This window comes from Pseudomonas sp. TE50-2 (genome assembly GCF_040813665.1).
Classification (GTDB): domain Bacteria; phylum Pseudomonadota; class Gammaproteobacteria; order Pseudomonadales; family Pseudomonadaceae; genus Aquipseudomonas; species Aquipseudomonas soli.
Map to the genome: position 1 here is coordinate 1,365,251 of NZ_JBFNXN010000001.1, position 22,369 is coordinate 1,387,619.

Consider the following 22,369-nt stretch of genomic DNA (forward strand, 5'->3'; position numbering starts at 1 on the left):
GTGGGAACTTCTTCACTGGCGGTCCTTATTGTTCGGTCAAGGCGGTGCCTGCACGGTCGAGCAGGGGTTTGAACAGGTAGTTGAGCAGCGAGCGCTCGCCGGTACGCACGAACAGCTCGGCGGGCATGCCCGGGCGTATGGCCAGGCCCTGCAGACGCGCCAGCGCTTCTTCGCTGACGGTGCTGCGCAGCACGTAGTACGGCTGGCCGCTGCGCTCGTCGATCAGCTGGTCGGCCGACACCAGCGCCACTTCCCCGGTAACCCGTGGCGTGCGGTTCTGGTTGAAGGCAGTGAACAGGATGTCCACCGGCAACTGGGGAGCCACCTTGTCCACCAGGTTCACCGGCAGGCGCCCTTCCACTTCCAGCGCGGTGCCCTGGGGCACGATCTCCAGCAGGGTATCGCCGGCCCGCACCACGGCGCCTTCAGTGTGCACGCCAAGGTTCACCGCGATGCCGTCGGCCGGAGCGATGATCTCGCTGTGCTGTAGCTCGAAGTGCGCGGAGTTGAGCTGCTGCTCCAGGGTCGCGGCCTTGACCTGGGCTTCGGCCAGCTGGCTGCGCACCTCTTTCTGGTACTCCTCGCGGCGTTGCTGCAAGTTGAGGCGGGCTTCGACGATCACCTGCTCCAGGCGCGCGCTTTCGCCGGCGTTCTGCGCCAGGTCGCGCTGCACCTGCGACAGCTGGCGCTGGTATTCCAGCACGCGGTTGCGCGGGATATAGCCCTCGCCGGCCAGCGGGCGCAGGCTGTCGAGCTGCTCGCGCAACGAGTCGGCCTGGGCCTGCAGGTCGCCGCGCGCCCGGCGCATGCCGGTCAGCTGCGCCAGGGAGCCGTCGATGCTGGCGGCCAGGGCGCCCTGCTCGCGGGCCTGGGCCTGGCGACGGCTGTCGAACAGCTGGCGCTGACCTTCGAGGATCAGCGCCAGGCGGGCGTCGGCGTCTTCGAGCAGCTCTGCGGGAAACTGCACCTGGCCGAGGTTGTCACGCTCGCTCTGCCAGCGTGCCAGGGCGGCGCGGGTCATGCGGTACTGGGCCTGCAGCGCATCGACGTCGGCCTGCACCTGGGTGCGGTCGAGGCGGAACAGCGGCTCGCCCTGGCGCACCAGCTGGCCTTCGCTGACCAGGATGCGGCTGACCACGCCCGCGCCCATGGACTGCACCGCCTTGCGCTTGCCCGACACCACCACGGTGCCTTGCACCGGCACGCCCTGGTCGAGCGGGGCGAAGCTGGCCCAGGCCATGAAGCCGCCGAAACCGACCAGGGTCAGCCACCACCCCAGACGAACATGAAAACGTGCATCACGGGTGTGCTGGCTCATGCGCCACCTCCGGCTTGCAGGGGTCGTTGCGCCGGGGCCTGGCCCATGGCGTGGAGGATATCGCGGGCCGGGCCGAAGCCCTGCATGCGCCCTTCGTTCATCACCAGCAGCTTGTCGGCCTGGGCCAGCGCCGCGCTGCGGTGGGTCACCAGCACCACGGTGCGGCCCTGGGCCTTGAGCTGGACGATGGCGTTGGCCAGGGCGGCTTCGCCGTGGCTGTCGAGGTTGGAGTTGGGTTCGTCGAGCACGATCAGCCGGGCATCGCCGTACAGGGCGCGGGCCAGGGCGATGCGCTGCTTCTGGCCGCCGGAGAGGTCCACCCCCTCCTCGCCCAGGCGCGTGTCGTAGCCCTGGGGCAGGCGCAGGATCAGGTCATGCACGCCCGCCAGGCGCGCCGCCTCGACCACCTTGATGCCGTCCAGCTCGCCAAAGCGGGCGATGTTCTCGGCGATGCTGCCGCGCAGCAACTCGATGTTCTGCGGCAGATAGCCGATGTGCGGGCCCAACGCGTCGCGGTCCCATTGGCTGAGCTCGGCGCCATCGAGGCGCACATGGCCGCCGAGGGTCGGCCAGACACCGACCAGCACCTTGGCCAGGGTCGACTTACCCGACCCCGAAGCCCCTAGCACGCCGAGCAGTTCACCCGGCGCCAGGGCGAAGTTCACCTGTTGCAGGGTGGCCAGGTTGCGCCCGGGCGGGCCGGCGCTGACCTGCTCCACCGCCAGTTGCCCGGTGGGCACCGGCAGGGGCATCGGCGTCGGCGGCTCGGGGTGTTCGCGCAGCAGCCCGTCCAGGCGCTGGTAGGCCAGCTGCGCGCCGCTCCATTGCTTCCACACCGCGATCAACTGGTCGATCGGCGCCAGCACCCGGCCCATGAGGATGGAACCGGCGATCATCATACCCGGGGTCATCTGCCCCTCGATCACCAGCAGCGCGCCCAGCCCCAGCACCAGCGATTGCAGGCACAGGCGCAGGCCCTTGCTGGTGGCGGTGATCACCGCCGAGGTGTCGCTGGCCTTGTTCTGCAGGTCGAGGAAACGTCCGTGCAGGCTGAACCAGCGCTGGCGCAGCGCGCCAAGCATGCCCATGGCCTGGATGCTCTCGGCGCTCTGCAACTGGCTGCCGGCCAGTTGCGTCGACTGCTGCTGGAAGCCACTGGCCTCGGCCAGGGTGGCATGGGTGAGGCGCTCGTTGAGGATCGCCAGGGCGATCAGCAACAGCGCGCCGACCGTGGCCATCACGCCCAGCCAGACGTTGAAGGCGAAGATCACCGCCAGGTAGATGGGGAACCAGGGGGCATCGAAGAAAGCGAACAGCGCGGGGCCGGTGATGAACTGGCGCAGCTGGGTCAGGTCGCCCAGAGCCTGGCCGGCGGCGCCGTCGCGCTGGCGCAGGTTGCGTTCGAAGGCGGCGCGATAGACCTTCAGGTTGAACGTCTTTTCCAACTGGTTACCGACCCGAATGACAATGAAACTGCGTACGGCCTCGAGCCCGCCGATATAAACGAAGAAGCCGACAACCATAAGCGTCAGCACCCACAAAGTTGTCGTGCTCTGTGAACTCAGTACACGATCGTACACTTGAAGCATATATATCGACGGCACCAGCATGAGCAAGTTGATCAATGCCGTGAAACAGCCAACGCTGATCAAGGTCGACTTATGTTCGCCGAGTGCCGCCCACAAAGGCGCCCCGGGCTTTTTGCTCGGTAGTTTCATGTTTCGCCCTTGCTTGCCTGAAACTTTTAAGTTTCAGGCCGGGTTTATTTGTCCAGGTGCTGGAGCACCAGTTGGGTACCGTCCGGCCGGGTCCAGGCGTAACGCTTGGCCCCCTCACGGCTGAAGTGCACCACGCTGCTGCCGTCGCCGCCCACCAGGGCCAAGGTGTCAGGGGTCACCAGCCAGCTGCCGGGGCGCAGGCCCAGCAGGTCCCTGGCGCAATCCAGGTCGCCTTCGATTTCGCCTTCCGTGGCACCCAGGTGCAGGTTGCAGGCTTGCGCCTGCTGCTGTTCGGGGTAAAGCGTCCAATCACCAGCCATTTGCGCGGCGTTGGGGAGTAACAGGCTGCTCGCCATACCTACCTCGGTCATCGACATCAGGGTAATCGCGGCCAGCGCGATCGTTCGCAAGGTTGCTTTCATTCGTCTGCCTCGCCGACAAAAGGGCGACGCGCGAGCGCCGCCCCCTGTTACATCAGACCACGATGTCGGTGACAGCGGCCTGGCCAACGGTGGTCACCAGGAAATCAGCCGAGGCGTTTCCGGTGAAGTCGATGGACAGGCTGCCCAGGTTGGTGGCCTGGTCGTAGGTCAGCAGCGCCTCGCCGGCATGGCCGGTGAAGGCATTGACGAACTGCAGCGGCAGCTTGTTCACGGCGAACGCGGAGATGGCCGACAGGTCGATCTTGTCCACGCCCGAAGTGAAGTCCATGATGCGATCCGGCGCCGCCTTGGTGGAGTCGCTGACAGCCGCGAACACGAAGGTGTCCGAGCCGCTGCCGCCCCACAGCTGGTCGGCGCCGCCGCCGCCGTAGATGATGTCGTTGCCGGCACCACCCTTGAGCACGTTGGCCAGCGCATTGCCGATCAGCAGGTCGTTGCCCGAGCCGCCGAAGGCGTTTTCGATGGTCACGCCCTTGGCGATGGACACGTTGCCGACCATGCCACCGACGTCGGAGAACGATGCTTCGTTGAGGTTGATCTTCTGGTTCTGGGTGAAGCCCGAGAAGTCGAAGGTGTCGTTGCCGCCACCGTCCCACACCGAGAACACCAGCTTCGACGAGGCCGAGGTGGCCGAGTAGAAGTCGCGATCAGCGGTGGAGTTGAAGCCGTAGGTGGTGTCGCTGGCACGGGTGGCGTAGTTGGCGCCGTAGAGCTTCTGGATCGCCAGGATGTCGTCCATCAGCGGGGCCGAGGCGTAGTACTGCCCGCCGCCCTTGATGAAGTTCTGCCCGTTGTTGCTTTCGCTCCAGTAGCTCATGACGCTGTAGCCACGGGTGTCCTGGGCGTAGTCGGCGTCACGGTAGGTCGGGTTGCCCTGGCCGGCGTTGTAGTCGCCGGGGTGAGACAGGCCCAGCACGTGGCCGATCTCGTGGGTCAGGGTCTGGCGCCCGTAGTTGCCGGTGCCCGGGGTAATGTTGACCTGGTAGCCGCTGTTGATCAGGTACCAGGACTCGCCCTTGTGCGAACCCGGGCCGTCGAACGGCAGGTAGGCGAACGCCGCGCCGCCGTTGCTGGCGCTGAAGTTGCCATAGGTCATGTGGCCATCGCCACCCGATGCCGCCTCGGTAAAGGTGACCTTGGCCACGTCCGACCAGGACTGCATGGCAAGCTTGGCCTGGTCTTTCTGCAGGTCGCTGAACTGGCTGAAGGTGCCCAGCTTGCGCGTGTAGAAATCGGCCGGTGCCTTGGTCAGGAAGGTGTAGGTGAGGCTGATCGTGCCGTCCTTGTTCAGGTCCTTCCAGGCTGCGCCATCACGCAGGAGGTGATCGGCGGCCTGGTCGACCGTGAAGGACTTCTTGCCATTGATGTTCGCGCCGCCGCGATCGTACTGGTGGGCAAAGCTATCGATCAAGCCGAAGGACGAACTTGGCCCCTTCGGCTGCAGTGCAGAAACGGCCGATGCAATAGCGTTTTCTTTGACTTTCGACATGCAGGTTACTTCCTTGTTTACAAAAAAGCAGTTGATGTCAGACAGGATTTCCCACCTGGCGAGAACTTCCTGTCACTCGCCTTTATTAGGCGCAAAAAAACTGACACACAATGAAACTTGATGTCCAGCGTTTTTTGACGTCATTTTTTCGTTTTCGAAAACTCAACTGCGTCGCACTTATTTGCGCAAACTGCGATGGATCAATGGCGCCAGCTGCAAGCATTAGTTCCAATCATGACCCCAGGACTTTATAGACGACAATTCGAAGTTTACTTTCGAAAATGCGACTTGTGCCTGTGGTTTGCCATCAACGCTTCGTTTAGGCGCTTTACTACGCGACAACCTGCCGCACGACCCTCCGTCGCCTCGGCGTTGACTTGCCAGCGTACGGAGCGCTCAGTAGGCGTTGGTCAAAGGCCCCCTTCCTGACAGGACGACACAATGACAAGACTCACGGTGCAATCCGGCGATTTCTTGCAAGGTGAAGGCGAGTATCGCAATGGAGCGCTCACACTCAAGACCCCGCGCAGCCCTTCGCCCGGCGAGCGCATTTCGCTGGCGCGGATCAAGGATCTGAAGCTGGCCAACCTCGAGTCGACCCGCAGCCTGGGCACCGCCCTGGGTTGGGGGGTGGCCGGTGCCCTGGTGGCCGGCCCGGTCGGCCTGCTCGCCGGCCTGCTGCTGGGCGGCAAGGAAGAGGAAGTCACCTTCCTCGCCACCTTCAAGGATGGCCGCAAGCTGCTGGCCATCACCGACGGCAAGACCTGGTCGAAGATCGACGACAGCTGGCGCCGGCACCAGCGCCCGGCGGCGGCCTGAATCGCGCCCCGCTTCGTTCGTATTGACTGTACTGGCGTCATCGCCGGCAAGCCGGCTCCCGCAGGAAACGCGCATGCCCAAGCATTGTGCGGTATCGGTGGGAGCAGCGGCGCGCCGGATCCCACGTCTGCATCCCTGAAAGCCTCGGCAGCCTGCTACCATGGCGCCCTTTTGCCTGCCCGACAGCTGCCGAGCGATAACGGCGCGTCCGCTTTTCAAGGAGCCTTGCATGACCCCGCTTCGCCCCCGCCTGCCCTTGGGCCTGCTCGGCCTGGGCCTTGCCCTGCACAGTAGCCATGGCCTTGCCGACGACAGTGTGGCCCTGGCCCCCGTGCGCATCTCGGATGTTCAGGACAGCGGCTACCAGGCACGCGAAGCCCAGGTCGGCGGCCTGCACAGCGCGCCGCTGCTCGACACCCCGGCAGCGGTCAGCGTGTTCAGCCGCCAGCTGCTGGACGACCGCCAGGTGCGCAAGCTGAGCGAAGTGCTGCAGAGCGATGCCTCAGTGGGCGAAAGCTATGCGCCGATCGGCTACTACGAGAACTTCAACGTACGCGGCTTCGAGCTCAACGCCGCCAGCAGCTACCGGGTCAACGGTCAGACCATCGCCGGCGAGCAGAACGTGGCGCTGGAGAACAAGCAGCAGGTAGAACTGCTCAAGGGACTTTCCGGGTTGCAGAGCGGCGTGTCGGAGCCCGGCGGGCTGGTCAACTACGTGACCAAGCGCGCGGAGGATGTGCGCAGCATAAGCGTGTCGAGCAACGAACAGGGCGAGCGCTACCTGGCCACCGACCTGGGCGGCTGGTTCGGCGCCGAACGCCAGCTGGGCCTGCGGGTCAACCTCGCCCACGAGGACATTCGTTCCTATGTCGATCATGCCGACGGCAAGCGCGACTTCGCCTCCGTGGCGCTCGACTGGCAGATCAACCCGAATGCTGTCCTGGAGCTGGACGCCGAATACCAGCACCGCGAGCAGTATTCGGTACCCGGCTATCAACTGCTTGGCGGCAACCAGCTGCCGCATGGCGTCGACCCCAAGGATCACCTGGCCTGGCAATCCTGGGCCAAGCCCGTGCAGAACGACTCGCTGAACCTGGGCGGGCGCTTCAAGTACCAGTTCAACGACAACTGGAACGGTACCTTGAGCGCCTCGCGCAGCAAGGTGGTGATCGATGACTACAGCGCATTCGCCTGGGGTTCGAGTGAAGGATCCTACTTCGGCAGCAATGGCGACTACGACATCTACGATTTCCGCAGCCCTGACGATACCCGTCGCATCGACGAAGCCCAGGCCATGCTCGACGGGCGCTTCGATGCCTTGGGCGTGAGCCATGAGCTGACCGTCGGCACCAGTGCGCAACGCCGCACGCTCGACCAGCGACCGGGCTACAACGAGTGGCGAGGCACGGGCAACATCCATACCGGTGCGCCGGCCGTGGAGCCGTCGGACAAGCCCATTGGCAGCAGTGAGCGCCGCCTGGACAGCCGCCAGTACGGCCTGTTCTTCAGCGACCGCATCACCTTCAACGACAATTGGCAGACCGTGATCGGCGCCCGGGAAGTGCGCCTGGACGAAAAGACCTGGGACCAGAATGGCGTTGCCGGGCGCCACACCCGACAGTACCAACTGCTGCCCAACGCAGCTTTGATCTACAAGCCGCAGCCGGACACCACCTTGTACGCCAGCTATGCGAAAGGCTTGTCCTCGGGTGGCACCGCCCCCTGGTATGCCAGCAACGCGTTCGAAATCCTCGCCCCGACCCTGTCGCGCCAGCTCGAAGTCGGCATCAAGCGTGACTGGCAGGGCATGAGTTTCAGCGCGGCCCTGTTCCAGATCCGCCAGGCGTACCAGTACGCCCGCCCCGACGGAACCCCGGCGCCGACCTACGTGCAGTCGGGCCAGCAGAAGAACACCGGCCTGGAGCTCGGCGCCAGCGGCTGGGTGACCTCCAACCTGCAGGTCCAGGCCAGCGCCGCAGTGATCCGCGCCCGGGTGCAGAACAGCGACACCGCCGCCTACGAAGGCCACCAGGCGATCAACGTGCCGCGCCTGCGCGCCGTGCTGCAGGCCGACTACGCCCTGCCCGTCCCCGGCCTGGCCCTGCTCGGCGGTGCACGCTACAGCGCCAGCAAGTACGCAAGCTCAGCAGGCAATGTCGAAGTCGGCGGCTACACCGTGTTCGACATCGGCAGCCGTTACCGTACGAACATCGGTGGCTACGACACCGTGCTGCGCCTGACCGTGGACAACGTCTTCGACAAGCGCTACTGGCGCGATGTGGGTGACTACCTGGGCGACAACTATTTGTTCCAGGGAGCACCGCGAACCGCCCGCCTGTCGGCCAGTGTTAGTTTTTGAGAACCGCGCCGGACTACCAGGCAAACACGGCCCCCACTTCGCGGTCGAACGACGCGGGGGCCTTCTTCCCTGACCGACGCAGCACCCGGCAGCGCAAAGGTCGCCATACCTGCTGAAAGCCGTTTGGAGGCTTTCACACGCATATGGCATTATGCCACCCACTAGGCGCGGAGCCGGATAGGGATATTGGAATTCAGTTTTTATGCAGTCGAATCATCTGTTGTACCTCCTGTACGGAAAGAAAACCGCTTATCTGCACGAGGCAAAGTTCAGCATTCTCTCCGCCCTGCGCCACCAAGCTGATCGCGAGAGTTTCAGCATTACCGTGTTCACCGACCATCCCGAAGCCTTCGAAGACTGGCCGGTTCGCACGGTATTTCTGGACGAGGCGACACTGGCGCAGTGGATGGGGCCGGCCGGCTATGTTCATCGACGTAAGGCCATGGCGATTCGTCAGGGCATGGAACTGGCCGAAAAGACGATCTTCGTCGATACCGACACCATTTTCGTGAAAGATCCGGCAATTCTCTTCGAGCGCGTCAGCGATGAGCACTTCCTGATGGATCAGTTCGAGTTCTGCTGGCAGCACGCGTCGCAGCGCGACGACTACACCGGGCTGGTCGCAGAACTGGCGGCAAACCAGCGGTCCCCCAGTCCTTCGCTGCGTCTCTACAACAGCGGTATCTGCGGAATGACGCGCCATCACACCGGGCTGCTGGACGAGGCGATCGCCCTGATCGACCAATGGGCACACTTGCATACGCAGCTGCACACCTTGGAGCAGATCGCCGTTTCCTTCATGCTGGGCGACAAGCAGGTGGTCGAGGCCCGCGACTGCGTGCATCACTACTACTCACAGAAGTCCTATTACCACGCCATGGTGGGGCTGTTCTTCCAGCGTTTCGATGAACAGTTCAGCCGCGCACTGGTCGAGGTGTCGCGCGGAGTGCCCAGCCACATACCTCCCCCCAACCTGACGCACAGGGTCGGCAACAGGTTCAGGCTCATGGGCCTGAGCAGCGAGCTGCGCAAGGTCGGCCGGTACTACCTGCTCGGTCGCAAGCCAAGCACCTGCGTCTACCTGGACGCGACCCGCTATGTGTTTTGGGACAAGGCACTTGAAGCCCTGAAACAAATGCCCACGCCGGAGAAACGTGACGAAGCGAACAAACTCTGGGCCCAGGACCGGGATTTCCACGCCTTTGCAGAGCGTCGATCCAGAGCGGTCAATTAACGCCCATTCGCATGGCCCGACCCGCAACGCGTCGGGCCTACATTCAATCAGGCCTGTCTCACCGGGCAAAACCCGCTAACCCCCACTTCGTCACGCCCCGTATAATCGCCAGCCGCCCGCCCCTGGCAACACCTGGACCCCTGACGAATACCGGCCCATGCAGACGACCGCCCCCGTAATAAGAAACGACATCCAAGGCTTGCGTGCGCTCGCAGTGCTCGCCGTCATCCTGTTCCACATGAACAGCAGTTGGCTGCCAGGGGGCTTCCTCGGCGTCGACATCTTCTTCGTCATTTCCGGCTTCATCATTACTCGGCTGCTGCGCGATCAGCATGCTTCCGGTCGCTTCAGTTACCGGCAGTTCTACCTGTCCCGCGCCCGGAGAATCATACCGGCCTACCTGGCCCTGATCGTCATCAGCTCATTGGGCTTCGCTGTACTGCTGACCAAGGGCGACTTCCGTGCCTTCTTCGACAGCGCCAAAGCGGCACTCATCTTCAACAGCAACCACTATTTCGCCAGCTACTACGACTACTTCGGCCCCAAAGCCTTCGAATTGCCGCTGCTGCACACCTGGTCGCTGGCGATCGAGATGCAGTACTACCTGCTGATGCCGGTGCTGTTCCTGCTGCTGCCCGATAAATGGCGGCGACCGGTCCTGGTCGCGCTGTTCGTCCTGCTCACCGCCTATGCGACGTTTCGGGGCGGACACCAGGATTCCACCGGGCTCTATTACTCGCTGCTCGCCCGAGTACCGGAATTTCTGATCGGCAGCGTGACCGCCCTGATCCGCCCTCCAACCCAGGCGACGTGGCAGCGCCTGGCCTGCGCAGCGGGGGCTGTCCTGATGCTGGCCAGCCTTGTCCTGATACAGGAAGACACCTTCAAACCTGGGCTGCCGATGCTGCCAGCGTGCTTCGGCGCAGCCCTGGTGATCTGGGGCGCCATCAACCAGCGCGGCAACCCGTTGTGCCACCCGCTGGCCGTTGCCGTCGGCAACCTGTCCTATTCGCTGTATCTCTGGCACTGGCCGATCCTGGCGGCGCTGCGCTACATCCATGGCAGCTACGAGCTTCCCCCGGCCGCCCTGGCAAGCGCGGCCGTACTGACCCTGGCGATCAGCTGGCTCTCCTACCGCTTCATCGAAAACACCATCCGCTTCAAACGCAACCTGTCGCCATCGCTTGGCCTGACAGCCTTGATCATGATCGTTGCACTGGGGACGATCTGGTCGACACGCAAAGTCAACAAGGTCGTGTACCCACGCCCACCCATCGAGTTCACCCGCTACGCCGACCCGGCGCTCATTTGTCATGGCCAGATAACAGGCGACTGCATACGGGGCGCCCGGGATGGCAGCCAGGAGATCCTGGTGATCGGTGACAGTCATGCCGCACAGCTCAATCTGTTTTCCGATGTGGTCGGACGCCATATCAACGCACGCCTGAAAGTCGTCAGCGCGAGCAGTTGCCTGCCGATCCACGGCTTCAACCTTCAGTCTGTTCCGGAAAACGCACGCGCCGCGTGCGAAGCACAGACACAGCAGGTGGAAAAGGCGCTGTCCACGACCAGCACGGTGATGCTTGCCGGCCGCTGGGATCTGCACGCCAACGACCCGGTGTCCATCGACGCGATCGACAAGCTGTTCAGCGATGCCGCTGGTCGGCATCAGGCCGTGTATGTGTTCATGCAGATTCCCAACCTCACGGCCGACCTGCAGCGCGCCATGCGACTCAAGGCGCTCGGCCTCACCCCCGTCGTGCAGGTCGATGATAAGTGGCGACTGGCAAATACCAGGATCGGCGAAATGGCCAGGCAACATCCGAACGTCAGGGTCCTGGACTTCACTGATCTGGATCTCTGGCGCGACGCACCCTTCCACGGGGTAACACCGCTGTACTCGGACAGCGACCATCTGAACGAGGTCGGCTCAAGACTCTATGGTGAGGCCGCCAAGGAAAGGATACGCGAAGCTCTCGAGCGGCCAGCATTGCCACAGTCCTCCACGGCGGCAGCCTCCTCCGCCCATACGCTGCGGTAGCTGCGCAAAGGTGGCGGCGCCAACAGCGCACGCCACCCCTGCCAAAGCCGATAGAAATTACACACGCAAACAAAAAGCCCCCGAACCTTTCGATTCGGGGGCTTCTCGTAGAATGTGGCGGTGAAGAAGGGATTTGAACCCTTGATACGATTTCTCGTATACACACTTTCCAGGCGTGCTCCTTCGACCACTCGGACACTTCACCGTTTTCTCTTCAAGCTATTCAGCCTGTCGAGGCGCGCTAATTTAGTAGAAGAGCTTTTACTTGGCAAGCATTTTTTTCAGAATTTTCATGCGCTTAAGGCAATCGGCCGAAAACTCTGGCCAATCAGGGCAATGCTGCCATTGTACCCAGCGCTTTTTCCCACCCGCCTAGTGCCGCCCAGATGGCGCAAGGCACGGCGGCGCGGCGCTGACCGACCAGTCAGCCTTGGTGCTTTACCTGGCCGGCGCCGCTGGGTAACGTCGTCGCCACGCCATCCAAAGGACTCTGCCATGAGCGAGCTGATTACCTACCACGCCGAAGACGGCATCGCCACCCTGACCCTGAACAACGGCAAGGTCAATGCCATCTCCCCGGATGTGATCAAAGCCTTCAACGCCGCGCTCGATCGCGCCGTCGAGGAACGTGCGGTGGTGATCATCACCGGCCAGCCGGGCATCCTCTCCGGCGGCTACGACCTCAAGGTGATGACCGCCGGCCCCAAGGAGGCCGTTGGCCTGGTCACCGCCGGCTCCACCCTGGCCCGGCGCCTGCTGTCGCACCCCTTCCCGGTGATCGTCGCCTGCCCCGGCAATGCCGTGGCCAAGGGCGCCTTCCTGCTGCTGTCGGGCGACTACCGCATCGGTGTCGAAGGCCCCTACAAGATCTGCCTGAACGAAGTGCAGATCGGCATGACCATGCACCACGCCGGTATCGAGCTGGCCCGTGACCGCCTCGGCCGTGCGGCATTCCAGCGCTCGGTGAACAATGCCGAAGTGTTCGACCCGCAGGGCGCCCGGGAGGCCGGCTTCCTCGACAAGGTGGTACCAGCTGAACAGCTGCACGAAACCGCCCTGGCCGCCGCCCGCGAAATGAAGAAGCTGAACATGCTGGCGCACAAGAACACCAAGCTGAAGGTACGCAAGGGCCTGCTGGAGGCGCTGGACGAGGCGATTCTCGCGGACCAGAACCACCTGGGCTGAGTCCGTCCAGGGATTTTCCTCACAGGACTTTGTGGGAGATTCTATGGTTTGCAGCAAGCCAGTTTTCCGCCTTTAGTGACATATTCGTCCTGGTTTTTCATCAGGGCGAATGCCACTCGTGCAAGCTTTCTAGCCAGGATTACCAGCGCCTGTGTCGTTGCTTTACCCGCTTTCCGATATTGTTCGTAGACGTCTTTCCAAGCAGCCGATCGGCTCGCCGCCATGGCGGCGTTATGCAATAGACGCCTGATCTCCGAGCAGCCTCTTTTCGTCAGGCGGCGGCGTCCATTTTTCTGTCCTGAATCACTGACTCGTAGATCCATTCCCAGGAATGCAATGTACGAGTCACTGCTTTTGAACTCGCCCCGCATAAAGGCCATCACCAATGCCGTAGCGGTGAGAAAACCAATGCCCTCTATCGCTTGGCAGCGGGCAACTTGTTCGTGCAGGCCAGCTTCTCGCAGCACTTCCTTAATCTTTTTTTGGATCAGTAGATCCAGCCTGTCTATGGATTTTACAAAGGTTTTGAAGGCGACTTTCAACAAGGCTTCATTAGCCCAGCTCTGCATCATTGCAGTGCGAGCAGTCACCAAGGCCGATCTGCGTCGAAGAAGGCTCTGTAGCTTGCCGTAGACGGCGGGAGGAGGAGTCCAAGGGCGAAGGTCTTCCCCCTCGTTTTTCAAAAACCGGGACAGCAGCCGAGCATCAGAAGGATCCGTTTTCACTCGTCCACCCACGCTTTTCCGGTAGTTGCTCAGCTGGAACCCATCAATGACATACACCTCGAAGCCTAGGCTGTGAGCCAGTTCAACCAGATCGAGGTGATAAACATTAGTCGCCTCAACAGCAATAGCCGTGTTGAGAGGCTGCTGTTTCAGCCATCTTTTGATTTCGAGTTTGGCGTTTTTCAGCCTGATGACCTCATCGCGATCATCGTGATGAATCACCAGTTCAGCTTTCGCGACATCCGCACCCACGATCAGCTTGCCAACCTGCATTGCCATGGGCGCTTCCTCACGTTATGGTTTTTTGGCTTGAAGGGGTTTCACCAAGAGGCGCTGGCTTGCTTCTATCGTCGCTTGCAAACGATGCATTCTTTATCGGCGCTTTGGTGGAAGGGGTGGGGCGATGTCTCCCACGGTCTGTACTGATGCGAACAGTCAGAATCGGGCATTTAGTCCCACCACCCCTTCAAGTCTAACCATACAAGCGGGCTTGCCTCGCGATGCGATCACCCAGGGTGACGCCATCGTCGGGCAAGCCCGCTCCCACTTGACCTCCCACGCTACAGCAACGTTTGCCCCCACCAGTGCACACCCGTACACTGCGCCGCGACTGTCCGGTGTGAGTCGTACCATGCTTTATATGCTCCGCATGCTCCTGTTGGCGCTGCACTTTCTGCTCGTGGGTGTCGTCGGCCTGGTGATTGGCCTGCTGCGCCCGTTCAACCCCGACAACAGCCGCCTGTTCGCCCGCCTGTACAGCGTGCCGGCCGCCTGGTTGCTGCGCATCAAGGTCAAGGCCGAGGTCGGCCCGCTGTGGGACCAGCCCCCCGGCTGCGTGATCATCGCCAACCATCAGTCCAACTATGACCTGTTCATCCTCGGCCAGGTGGTGCCCCGGCGTACCGTGGCCATCGGCAAGAAGAGCCTGGGCTGGATCCCGCTGTTCGGCCAGTTGTTCTGGCTGGGCGGCAATGTGCTGATCGACCGCCAGAACGCCTATCAGGCACGCAAGGCCATGCAGACCACCACCCGGACCCTGCGCGACGATACTTCGATCTGGATCTTCCCCGAGGGCACGCGCAACCCCGGCGAACAGTTGCTGGCGTTCAAGAAAGGCGCTTTCCACATGGCGATCGAGGCCGGCGTGCCGATCGTGCCGGTATGCGTCAGCCGCTACACCAGGCGCCTGAGCCTGAACAGCTGGCGCCAGCGCACGGTGGTCATCCGCTCGCTGGCCCCCATCGCCACCGCGGGCCTGACCCAACAGGACCTGCCGGCGCTGATCGAACAGTGCCGCAGCCAGATGCAGCATTGCATCGACCATATGGAAAGCGAAGTCAGCGCGTCCTGACCTGCCTGCGGACTTGCCCCGTGCCGCTACACAGCCCAAGCTGTGTAGCGTGTTCAATCGAATAAGCGGACAACCATGGGTCGAGTCGTCGCGGCGGCGGTCTACAGCGCCGGCAGGAAGGTCACCAATATCAGCCTCGACGAAGGCGCCGAATGGGCGCGCAAGCCCGGGCACTTCGTGTGGATCGGCCTGGAAGAGCCCAACGCCGAGGAACTGGCCAACCTGCAGCGCCAGTTCGGCCTGCACGAGCTGGCCATCGAGGACGCCCTGGAGAAACACAGCCGGCCAAAGCTGGAAACCTTCGGTGACGCGCTGTTCATCGTCACCTATTCGCCGGTGCGACACGAAGGCCGGCTCGAGTTCATCGAAACCCACATCTTCGCCGGCAACGGCTACATCATCACCTGCCGCAACGGCCACTCCAAGTCCTACGCCCTGGTGCGCCAGCGCTGCGAGGCGCGCCCGTTGCTGCTCGAGCACGGCGAGGACTTCGTGCTCTACGCCCTGCTGGATTTCGTCACCGAGAACTACCAGCCGGTCAGCGAGGCCATCCACGGCGAGATCGAGGAGCTGGAGCAAAGCGTGCTCAGCAACTCGCTCAAGGAAGAGGACATCCAGCGCCTGCACAGCCTGCGCCGCGATATCCTGCGCCTGCGCCGCTACGTGGCGCCGATGGTGGAGGTCAGCGAAGAGCTGCAGCGCCTGAGCTTCCCGTTCATCGACAAGAACATGCGTCCGTACTTTCGCGACGTGCAGATCCACGTGACCCGGCAGATGGAAGATTTGGCCGGCATCCGCGACATCGCCAGCCAGACCATCGAGATCGGCATGCTGCTGGAGTCGTCACGGCAAAGCATCACCCAGCGCAAGTTCGCGGCCTGGGCGGCGATCCTGGCGTTTCCCACGGCGATTGCCGGGATCTATGGGATGAACTTCCAGAACATGCCGGAGCTGGGCTGGCACTACGGCTACTTTGCCGTGCTGGGGGTGATCGGCCTTGGGTGTTCGGGGCTGTACTTCAGTTTCAAGCGCTCGGGGTGGCTTTAGGATCGCCGGGAGCGCTTCCAACCCTGTGGGAGCCGGCTTGCCGGCGAAAAGGCCGCAAAGCGGCCTCGCTTGATCAGGCAATGCTATCCCCGGCCTTCACCGGCTGCTGGACGAAGCGCAGCATCCACTCGCCCACCAGATCCCCCTGGTGCTCGGTGGCAAGGCTGGCCACCGCCTTGGCGTAGACTTCATCGCCCAACGAGGCCTGGCGCGCGTCGAGCAGCGCCCGGGAATAGTCGTGGACGAACTCCGGGTGGCCCTGGAAGCACAGCACCTGGTCACGGATATGGTAGGCGGCGTTAGGGCAGAAATCGCTCGAGGCGATCACCGTGGCCCCTTCGGGCAGCTTGGTGACCTGGTCCTGGTGGCTGATCAGCAGGGTCAGCTCGGATACCTGCGGGTCCATCCACGGCGCATGGGCCGCCAGGCTGTAGCGGTGGATGCCCACACCCCAGCCCTTGTCGGCACGCTCGGCCTTGCCGCCGAGAGTCAACGCCAACAATTGGTGACCGAAACACACCCCCAGCAGCTTCTCGCCCCGCTCATACAGCTTGAGCAGGTAGGCCTTGAGCGTCTGGATCCACGGATCGTCGCCGAACGAGTCGGCCTTGCTGCCGGTCACCAGGTAGGCATCGAAGGTCCGCTCGGCCGGCGGATAATCGCCGTTCATCACGTTGTACACATCAAACTCGGCGGCGATCGGCTGGCGTGAAAACAGCTGCTCGAACATCCTTCCGTAGCCCTGGTACTGCGCGATCAACTCCGGCCGCAGGACATCGGTTTCAAGGATGCAGATGCGTAACGACATAGCGGTAGTCCTGAACGACATGTGGGTGGGATTTGCTGTAAAGACTGACGCGAAAGGGGCGTACAAGCAAGTAGGATGTCCAGACGAACGGTAGGCCCTGTAACCCTTGGTAACCCTTGCCGCGCACTCGTCTAGCGTCAGCGTGCCAGCGGGGTGGCCAGTGGCCTTAAAGCCATGAGGAATCGACATGCTTTTTTTTAGAGCAAAGGGTTCTGAAACAGGGATGACGCGGGCCCTAGTGTTGGTTGTATATCCAGAAACACGCGGCAAGCAGTAAAGGCGTTCGATCACGCCACTGCGATCGACCCGAAGCCAGACAAGGAAGCCAAGGGTTATTCAGGAATAACAACAAGAAGGCGGTCCGCCATGTTCAGACAATCCAAAGTACGCCAAGCCGGGCTCATACTCTTCGCCACGACCCTGCTGCTGATCCTGCCCAACCTTACCCGGTTGTTCGGTTGATCGCGGCAGTGGCCTTTTCCAAGCGTGCGTGGGTAACCTGCCGACCTTGATGGTTGGAGATTCCCCATGCGCCTGTGCCTTACCCTGCTCTGCTTGCTGATTCCCCTGCCAGCGCTGGCCGCGCAACTGACCCTCGAACTGGGTAACGGCAGCCGGCACTGGCAGAGCGAGCAACTGCTCACCCATCTCCAGGCACGGGACGTCACTATTGAACAGGACGTTGCCTACAAGCGCACCATGCATTACCGCGCCGTACCGCTGGCAGCATTGCTCGAGGGCGTGAAACCGAGCGACCACCTGCAGGCGGTGGCCCTCGACGGTTTCGCTGCAGAAATGCCCGCCGGCCCGCTGTTGCAGGCAGGCCCGGCACAAGCCTGGCTGGCCATCGAGGACAACGCCCAGCCTTGGCCGCCACTGGGCCAGGGCAAGGCGGGAGCCGGGCCTTTCTATCTGGTATGGACCCAGCCCCAGGCGAGCGGCATACGCCCGGAGCAATGGCCGTTCCAGATCGCCAGCATTCGCAGCCTGGCAGCGGTCGAGGTGCGCTTCCCCGCCCTGTTGCCAGACCCAGCGCTGCCCGACGCGGATCCGGTGCGCCAGGGCTTTGCCCTGTTCCAGCAGAATTGCCTGGCCTGCCACCGCCTCAATGGCGCTGGCGATGCGCACCTGGGCCCTGACCTGAACCTGCCGCACAACCCTACCGAATACTTTCAGCCGGCATTCCTGCGCCAATACATTCGCGATCCGCAGAGCCTGCGGCACTGGCCGCAGGCCAAGATGCCCGGGTTCTCCAACCAGGTGCTGAGCGACCAGGAACTCGATGCATTGCTGGCATACCTGAAACATATGGCAGGGCGCAAACCACGGTAGGACGCACGGGGCCGCGTTGCCTAGGCAATCGGCCGCTCCTGCTTGACGCCCCAACCCTCGACCTCGCCGCCATGGGGCGACACGAGCCGTTCGAAGGCCTGTTCGAAGGCACCGATGCCGCCATGGGTGGCGTACATCACCTTGCTCAGTTCCAGATGCCAGGCACCGTCGTCGCGCTCGCTCACCTGGGCGCTGAGCGACTCGCCACGGAACTGCACGGCCGCCCGGCGTGCGGCGGCCTCGTCGGGAAACACGGCATAGAACTCGATGGGATGAATACGGGTGAAATCGAAACCGCCAGCTTTCATCTGGCGCAGGACACTGCTGCTGATGTCGTCGTATTGGCTGCTCATGAAACGTCCTCCTGCAAAGCAATGGATAGACTTTCAGTGCACAAAGCACCTGCCTGGCAAGCGTGCCATGCCTGGCAATTCGAGCTGATGCAAGACGCGAGTGGAATCGACGCGGACCCGCAGATTTGGCCGGCGCCTGTCTCCAGCGTAGTGCCTGTGCAGGCACTGCGCCAGAGCGTGGCGGCTCAGGGTAGCTGGCGAATGGTGGTGATGGTCACGCCGCTCTGCTCCTTGAGCCAGCGTGCCGTGGGGGAAAAGCTGCGATCCTGGAAGTCATTGAGGTCAAGTTCATCCATGAGCGGGAACAAACGCGAACGGATGGCGCGTGCGGCGTCCTCCTCGCTGGGGCATTGCTCGGCATCGAGCAGCAGCGTCTGCGGCTCGCCCTTCTGGTCGGCAAAGCTGACTTCCCATGCTTTCATCGATCAGCCCTCGCTGGCACAACAGTGAATGGAACTGCGTACTAGCTTGACCATGACACAGCGGCAAATGTTCAGCCGCGCGCATGAAACCGCATGAAAAAAGCCCGCCGGTCAACGGCGGGCTTCCTTGGGCCACTCGGCGCGGTTACTTCGGCGTGCCGTGGACGACACCGGCGGTATTGTCCAGCAGGCTCTTGGTGGCCGTCTGGATGTAGGCCTCGAGCTTCTTGAGCATCTCCGGCTGGTCGGGGCTGTCGATCAGCTCGGCCTTGAACTCACGGCCCAACTGGTAGCGGTACATGCGCGGGGTCATGTCCTTGGACTCGATGAGGATACGGTCGCCCTGCACCAGGCCGACGATCTGCTCGCTGCCCGACGGCTTGATCATGCCCACGCCCTGGTCGCCCTCAGGCAGGTTGAGCAGGTCGCGCCCCCAGCACTGATGGCGAGCCTGGCCACCGAGACGGCCCATGATGGTCGGCACGATGTCGACCTGGGTGCCCACGGTGTGGTTGACCGCGCCGAACTTCTCCTGGATGCCTGGGGCGATCAGCAGCAGCGGCACGTTGAAGCGGCCCAGGTCCAGCTCGGTGACCTGCTGGTGGTTGCCGAAGCCGTGGTCGCCGACGATGACGAACAGGGTGTCCTTGAAGTACGGCTCCTTGCGCGCCTTCTCGAAGAACTGGCCCAGCGCCCAGTCGGAGTAGCGCATGGCGGTCAGGTGCTCGTCCAGGCGGCCCTGCCCGGTGACCTTCTCCACCGGCAGGTCCTTGGGCAAGGCGTACGGGGTGTGGTTGGAGAGGGTCTGCAGCAGCGCGTAGATCGGCTTCTTGCCGTCATGCTTGGCCAGCTCTTCGTTGCCACGGTCGAACATGTCCTGGTCGGACACGCCCCAGGTCGGGTCGGAGAACACCGGGTCGACGAAGTCGTTGCGGCCGATGAAGGTGGTCATGCCCTGGTTGCCGAAGAATCCGGACTGGTTGTCCCAGGCGAAGTCACCGTTGTAGACGTAGACGTCGTCATAGTCGCGGGCACTGAGCAGCGCCGGCAGGCCGGACAGCTTGTGGCCGCCTTCCGGGGTCTGCATCAGGTATTCGAAGCCCGGCAGGTTGGGGAAGCAGGCCATGGTGGCGAACATGCCCTGGTGGGTATGGGTGCCGTTGGAGAAGAAGCGGTCGAACAGCAGACCCTCCTTGGCCAGCTTGTCGAAGTACGGGGTGATGTTGTTCGGGCTGCCCAGGGCGCCGACCGAGTGACCGGCGAAGCTTTCCATGAGGATCACCACGACGTTCTTGACCCCCAGCGTGTTCGCCGCTGGCGGCACGAAATCACGGCGGATCGCGGCCTCGTCGGCATCGACCAAGGTGTCGTTGGCGGTCAGCAGCTGCTCGCGCACGGTCTGGGTGGCCAGCGGCTGGTCGAGTACGGGCTTCCAGATGTTGGCGCGATCTTCGCCGAAGCGGCTCTTGGCGGCATCGATCAGGGTCAGGGTGCCGTTCAGGCCCAGCTGGTTGACGAAGTTGGAGTCGGTGGTGAAGGCATCACCCCAGCGCATCGGCGGGCCCTGGCGCAGGGTGCCGCGGGCGGCGACCACGGCCACCAGCAGGACCACCATGAACACCGCCAGGCGACCGTACCAGGGCGCCAGCTTGCGGCTGCCCGACAGCTGGGCGCTGCCGTTGCCGCGGGTCAGGCGGTCGATGCCCTTGAACAGCAGGCTCAGCAGCCAGGTACCGACCAGCCAGGCCAACAGGTAGCGGACCACCGGGAAGCCGTACCAGAGCATGCTCATGACGGTCTTGGGGTCTTCCTTGATGTACTGGAACACCAGGCCGTTCAGGCGCTGGTGGAACTCGCGGTAGAAGTCCATCTCCATCAGGCCGAGGAACATCACCACACTCGAAGCGATGGTCAGCCAGAAGCGGAACAGGCCACGGCGGGCCATCAGCCAGGGGCTGAGCAGCGCCAGCAGCAACGGGATGCTGATGTACACCACCACGCGCAGGTCGAAGCGCAGGCCGTTGAGGAAGCCCTCGGCAACGGTCGAGTACGGCGTGTCGCCGATCATGTCGCTGTTGTAGACCAGCAGCGCCAGGCGCACCAGGCTGAGCATCAGCATGATCACCAGGCCACTGAGCAACGTGTAGGCCAGGTGGGATTTCAGGGTCGGCGAGAACGAGCCTCGCACACCCTGTTGCTTCAAGGCGTCCGTGTTAGCCATGAATGGAGAGGTCCTAGGATTGCGGTTTGCGGGAAGGCGAAAGCGCCAATAGCCTGGTGGTCTGGCCCTTGTGGGCAAGGTGAGACCAAGGCCGCATTGTGCGGCGCGGATTTTCAAAAATCGAGTGTGAAAATTTTGTCGAGAGCAGCCTGCCCTTACAAAGTTACACAGTTGGGGGCGGGGTCTCAGATCCGCACATTGCCCCGTGGCCCGGCGATCGCCCAGATGATCAGCCCCAGCACCGGCAGCAGCAGGATCAGCAAGATCCAGAGCACCTTGATCCCGACCTCGGCGCCGCTCTTGAGCACATTGAGAATGGCCCAGATGTCCAGGGCCAGGATGATCAGGCCGACCAGGCTGTTGAAGGTGGACCCCATGGTGCCGCTCCCGCACGGTGTGTGTGCCCCAGAGCATAGCTGGCTATGGCCTCGATAGAAGGGAATCCTTGGCCGCGAATGCCGGTCAGTGAATAAACTGCTGTCATCCACTGCCCAGAGGTCCGCATGCCCCCCGCCCACACCCAAAGCGCCGCCCCCGACTCACTGTTCAGCGCCTGGCGGCAACAGGCGCTGCAAACCCCTTGGCTCAGCGCCGGCCTGGTGCTGAGCCTGCTGGCCATCGGCGCATTGCTGCTGGCGAGCATCTGGAACGCGGTCAACGGCGATCATGCCGACCACCTGCACCTGGCACTGCTCGGCGGCCTGTCCGGCTTCGGCGCCACCGCCCTGGGCGCGGTGCTGGCGGTGATCCTGCGCGACGTCAACGCGCGCACCCAGGACGTCATGCTCGGTTTTGCCGCCGGCATGATGCTCGCCGCCAGTTCGTTCTCGCTGATCCTGCCGGGTCTGGATGCTGCCCGCGAGATCACCGACAACGGCCCGGCGGCGGCCTTCACCGTGGTGCTGGGCATGGGCCTTGGCGTGCTGCTGATGCTGGGCCTGGACCGCTTCACCCCGCACGAGCATGAAAGCACCGGCCCCTGCGGCCCTCAGGCCGAGCGGGTGAGCCGGGTGTGGCTGTTCGTACTGGCGATCACCCTGCACAACCTGCCCGAGGGCATGGCCATCGGCGTGAGTTTCGCCAACGGCGACATGGCCATCGGCCTGCCACTGACCAGCGCCATCGCCATCCAGGACATCCCCGAAGGCCTGGCCGTCGCCCTGGCCCTGCGCGCCACGGGGCTGTCGAACTTCAAGGCGGCGCTGGTGGCGATCGGCTCGGGGCTGATGGAACCGCTGGGCGCGGTGATCGGCCTGGGCATCTCCACCGGCTTTGCCCTGGCCTACCCGATCAGCATGGGCCTGGCGGCGGGGGCGATGATCTTCGTGGTGTCCCACGAGGTGATCCCGGAAACCCACCGCAACGGGCACCAGACCGCGGCGACGCTGGGGTTGATGGGCGGTTTCGCGGTGATGATGTTCCTCGATACCGCGCTGGGTTGACAGGCCGGGGGGGGGGGGGGGGGCCCCCCCCCCCCCCGCCCCCCCCCCCCCCCCCGGGCTGC

At 63.3% G+C, this 22,369-nt stretch carries 19 protein-coding genes and 1 tRNA gene; 9 read left to right on the plus strand and 11 right to left on the minus strand.

Annotation, left to right across the window (positions count from 1 at the left end; translation table 11 throughout):
• Positions 1-25: 25 nt before the first annotated feature.
• The 4 genes from AAHK21_RS06110 to AAHK21_RS06125 all read right to left on the minus strand — a co-directional run bounded on the left by AAHK21_RS06110 (position 26) and on the right by AAHK21_RS06125 (position 4,968).
• Positions 26-1,318 (minus strand): HlyD family type I secretion periplasmic adaptor subunit, encoded by a 1,293-nt coding sequence (locus AAHK21_RS06110; protein WP_367856727.1) that lies wholly within the window; start codon positions 1,316-1,318, stop codon positions 26-28.
• Complete coding sequence (locus AAHK21_RS06115) at positions 1,315-3,036, minus strand: type I secretion system permease/ATPase (protein ID WP_367856728.1); 1,722 nt, start codon at positions 3,034-3,036, stop codon at positions 1,315-1,317. Before AAHK21_RS06115 ends, AAHK21_RS06110 begins: the two co-directional genes overlap by 4 nt.
• Positions 3,037-3,080: 44 nt before the next feature.
• Complete coding sequence (locus AAHK21_RS06120; RefSeq protein ID WP_367856729.1) at positions 3,081-3,446, minus strand: AprI/Inh family metalloprotease inhibitor; 366 nt, start codon at positions 3,444-3,446, stop codon at positions 3,081-3,083.
• A gap of 64 nt (positions 3,447-3,510) precedes the next feature.
• Entirely contained in the window at positions 3,511-4,968 is a 1,458-nt protein-coding gene (locus tag AAHK21_RS06125) for a serralysin family metalloprotease (protein ID WP_046856575.1), read from the minus strand.
• 441 nt (positions 4,969-5,409) lie between these two features.
• Here AAHK21_RS06125 and AAHK21_RS06130 point away from each other — a divergent pair, with 441 nt between their 5' ends.
• From AAHK21_RS06130 to AAHK21_RS06145, 4 genes are all read left to right on the plus strand, one after another.
• Positions 5,410-5,787, plus strand: a complete 378-nt coding sequence (locus tag AAHK21_RS06130) for a hypothetical protein (RefSeq protein WP_046856576.1) — start codon at positions 5,410-5,412, stop codon at positions 5,785-5,787.
• Between the two features lie 229 nt (positions 5,788-6,016).
• Positions 6,017-8,146, plus strand: coding sequence for a TonB-dependent siderophore receptor (locus AAHK21_RS06135; protein WP_367856730.1), 2,130 nt, complete (start codon positions 6,017-6,019; stop codon positions 8,144-8,146).
• Between the two features lie 202 nt (positions 8,147-8,348).
• Complete coding sequence (locus tag AAHK21_RS06140; protein ID WP_367856731.1) at positions 8,349-9,380, plus strand: hypothetical protein; 1,032 nt, start codon at positions 8,349-8,351, stop codon at positions 9,378-9,380.
• Between the two features lie 157 nt (positions 9,381-9,537).
• Entirely contained in the window at positions 9,538-11,421 is a 1,884-nt protein-coding gene (locus AAHK21_RS06145; RefSeq protein WP_367856732.1) for an acyltransferase family protein, read from the plus strand.
• 115 nt (positions 11,422-11,536) lie between these two features.
• On the opposite strand, the gene AAHK21_RS06150 is transcribed toward AAHK21_RS06145, so the two are convergent.
• Positions 11,537-11,626, minus strand: a tRNA-Ser gene (locus tag AAHK21_RS06150).
• A 290-nt stretch (positions 11,627-11,916) separates the two neighbouring features.
• Here AAHK21_RS06150 and AAHK21_RS06155 point away from each other — a divergent pair.
• Entirely contained in the window at positions 11,917-12,606 is a 690-nt protein-coding gene (locus AAHK21_RS06155) for a crotonase/enoyl-CoA hydratase family protein (RefSeq protein WP_046856578.1), read from the plus strand.
• Between the two features lie 41 nt (positions 12,607-12,647).
• Here AAHK21_RS06155 and AAHK21_RS06160 read toward each other — a convergent pair whose 3' ends face one another.
• Positions 12,648-13,610, minus strand: coding sequence for an IS110 family transposase (locus AAHK21_RS06160; protein ID WP_367856008.1), 963 nt, complete (start codon positions 13,608-13,610; stop codon positions 12,648-12,650).
• A gap of 352 nt (positions 13,611-13,962) precedes the next feature.
• Here AAHK21_RS06160 and AAHK21_RS06165 point away from each other — a divergent pair, with 352 nt between their 5' ends.
• Both AAHK21_RS06165 and AAHK21_RS06170 read left to right on the plus strand, forming a co-directional pair.
• Positions 13,963-14,682 (plus strand): lysophospholipid acyltransferase family protein, encoded by a 720-nt coding sequence (locus AAHK21_RS06165; RefSeq protein WP_367856733.1) that lies wholly within the window; start codon positions 13,963-13,965, stop codon positions 14,680-14,682.
• Positions 14,683-14,757: 75 nt separating this feature from the next.
• The gene (locus tag AAHK21_RS06170) at positions 14,758-15,729 is read left to right on the plus strand and encodes a magnesium and cobalt transport protein CorA (protein ID WP_046856580.1); all 972 of its coding nucleotides are present in this window, start codon (positions 14,758-14,760) and stop codon (positions 15,727-15,729) included.
• A 73-nt stretch (positions 15,730-15,802) separates the two neighbouring features.
• Here the strand turns inward: AAHK21_RS06170 and AAHK21_RS06175 are convergent, their stop codons facing one another.
• Positions 15,803-16,537: an amidotransferase gene (locus AAHK21_RS06175; protein WP_046856581.1), complete on the minus strand. Its 735-nt coding sequence runs from the start codon at positions 16,535-16,537 to the stop codon at positions 15,803-15,805.
• A 528-nt stretch (positions 16,538-17,065) separates the two neighbouring features.
• On the opposite strand from AAHK21_RS06175, the gene AAHK21_RS06180 reads away from it, so the two are divergent.
• On the plus strand, positions 17,066-17,869 hold the full coding sequence (locus AAHK21_RS06180) for a cytochrome c (protein WP_367856734.1): 804 nt from the start codon (positions 17,066-17,068) through the stop codon (positions 17,867-17,869).
• 20 nt (positions 17,870-17,889) lie between these two features.
• On the opposite strand, the gene AAHK21_RS06185 is transcribed toward AAHK21_RS06180, so the two are convergent.
• The 4 genes from AAHK21_RS06185 to AAHK21_RS06200 form a co-directional block, all read right to left on the minus strand.
• On the minus strand, positions 17,890-18,222 hold the full coding sequence (locus tag AAHK21_RS06185; RefSeq protein WP_038705647.1) for a ribonuclease E inhibitor RraB: 333 nt from the start codon (positions 18,220-18,222) through the stop codon (positions 17,890-17,892).
• Between the two features lie 185 nt (positions 18,223-18,407).
• Positions 18,408-18,644, minus strand: coding sequence for a hypothetical protein (locus AAHK21_RS06190; protein ID WP_367856735.1), 237 nt, complete (start codon positions 18,642-18,644; stop codon positions 18,408-18,410).
• A gap of 145 nt (positions 18,645-18,789) precedes the next feature.
• Positions 18,790-20,865 (minus strand): LTA synthase family protein, encoded by a 2,076-nt coding sequence (locus AAHK21_RS06195; RefSeq protein ID WP_367856736.1) that lies wholly within the window; start codon positions 20,863-20,865, stop codon positions 18,790-18,792.
• A gap of 185 nt (positions 20,866-21,050) precedes the next feature.
• Positions 21,051-21,242, minus strand: coding sequence for a PLDc N-terminal domain-containing protein (locus AAHK21_RS06200; protein WP_023629733.1), 192 nt, complete (start codon positions 21,240-21,242; stop codon positions 21,051-21,053).
• Positions 21,243-21,368: 126 nt separating this feature from the next.
• On the opposite strand from AAHK21_RS06200, the gene AAHK21_RS06205 reads away from it, so the two are divergent.
• The gene (locus tag AAHK21_RS06205; RefSeq protein ID WP_367856737.1) at positions 21,369-22,307 is read left to right on the plus strand and encodes a ZIP family metal transporter; all 939 of its coding nucleotides are present in this window, start codon (positions 21,369-21,371) and stop codon (positions 22,305-22,307) included.
• The last annotated feature ends 62 nt before the right edge of the window (positions 22,308-22,369 follow it).

Bases quoted from the DNA above. Each gene is read 5' to 3' on its own strand.
- AAHK21_RS06110 (WP_367856727.1), bottom strand. From the start codon at position 1,318: ATGAGCCAGCACACCCGTGATGCACGTTTTCATGTTCGTCTGGGGTGG.
- AAHK21_RS06115 (WP_367856728.1), bottom strand. From the start codon at position 3,036: ATGAAACTACCGAGCAAAAAGCCCGGGGCGCCTTTGTGGGCGGCACTC.
- AAHK21_RS06125 (WP_046856575.1), bottom strand. From the start codon at position 4,968: ATGTCGAAAGTCAAAGAAAACGCTATTGCATCGGCCGTTTCTGCACTG.
- AAHK21_RS06130 (WP_046856576.1), top strand. From the start codon at position 5,410: ATGACAAGACTCACGGTGCAATCCGGCGATTTCTTGCAAGGTGAAGGC.
- AAHK21_RS06135 (WP_367856730.1), top strand. From the start codon at position 6,017: ATGACCCCGCTTCGCCCCCGCCTGCCCTTGGGCCTGCTCGGCCTGGGC.
- AAHK21_RS06140 (WP_367856731.1), top strand. From the start codon at position 8,349: ATGCAGTCGAATCATCTGTTGTACCTCCTGTACGGAAAGAAAACCGCT.
- AAHK21_RS06145 (WP_367856732.1), top strand. From the start codon at position 9,538: ATGCAGACGACCGCCCCCGTAATAAGAAACGACATCCAAGGCTTGCGT.
- AAHK21_RS06155 (WP_046856578.1), top strand. From the start codon at position 11,917: ATGAGCGAGCTGATTACCTACCACGCCGAAGACGGCATCGCCACCCTG.
- AAHK21_RS06160 (WP_367856008.1), bottom strand. From the start codon at position 13,610: ATGGCAATGCAGGTTGGCAAGCTGATCGTGGGTGCGGATGTCGCGAAA.
- AAHK21_RS06165 (WP_367856733.1), top strand. From the start codon at position 13,963: ATGCTTTATATGCTCCGCATGCTCCTGTTGGCGCTGCACTTTCTGCTC.
- AAHK21_RS06170 (WP_046856580.1), top strand. From the start codon at position 14,758: ATGGGTCGAGTCGTCGCGGCGGCGGTCTACAGCGCCGGCAGGAAGGTC.
- AAHK21_RS06175 (WP_046856581.1), bottom strand. From the start codon at position 16,537: ATGTCGTTACGCATCTGCATCCTTGAAACCGATGTCCTGCGGCCGGAG.
- AAHK21_RS06180 (WP_367856734.1), top strand. From the start codon at position 17,066: ATGCGCCTGTGCCTTACCCTGCTCTGCTTGCTGATTCCCCTGCCAGCG.
- AAHK21_RS06185 (WP_038705647.1), bottom strand. From the start codon at position 18,222: ATGAGCAGCCAATACGACGACATCAGCAGCAGTGTCCTGCGCCAGATG.
- AAHK21_RS06190 (WP_367856735.1), bottom strand. From the start codon at position 18,644: ATGAAAGCATGGGAAGTCAGCTTTGCCGACCAGAAGGGCGAGCCGCAG.
- AAHK21_RS06195 (WP_367856736.1), bottom strand. From the start codon at position 20,865: ATGGCTAACACGGACGCCTTGAAGCAACAGGGTGTGCGAGGCTCGTTC.
- AAHK21_RS06200 (WP_023629733.1), bottom strand. From the start codon at position 21,242: ATGGGGTCCACCTTCAACAGCCTGGTCGGCCTGATCATCCTGGCCCTG.
- AAHK21_RS06205 (WP_367856737.1), top strand. From the start codon at position 21,369: ATGCCCCCCGCCCACACCCAAAGCGCCGCCCCCGACTCACTGTTCAGC.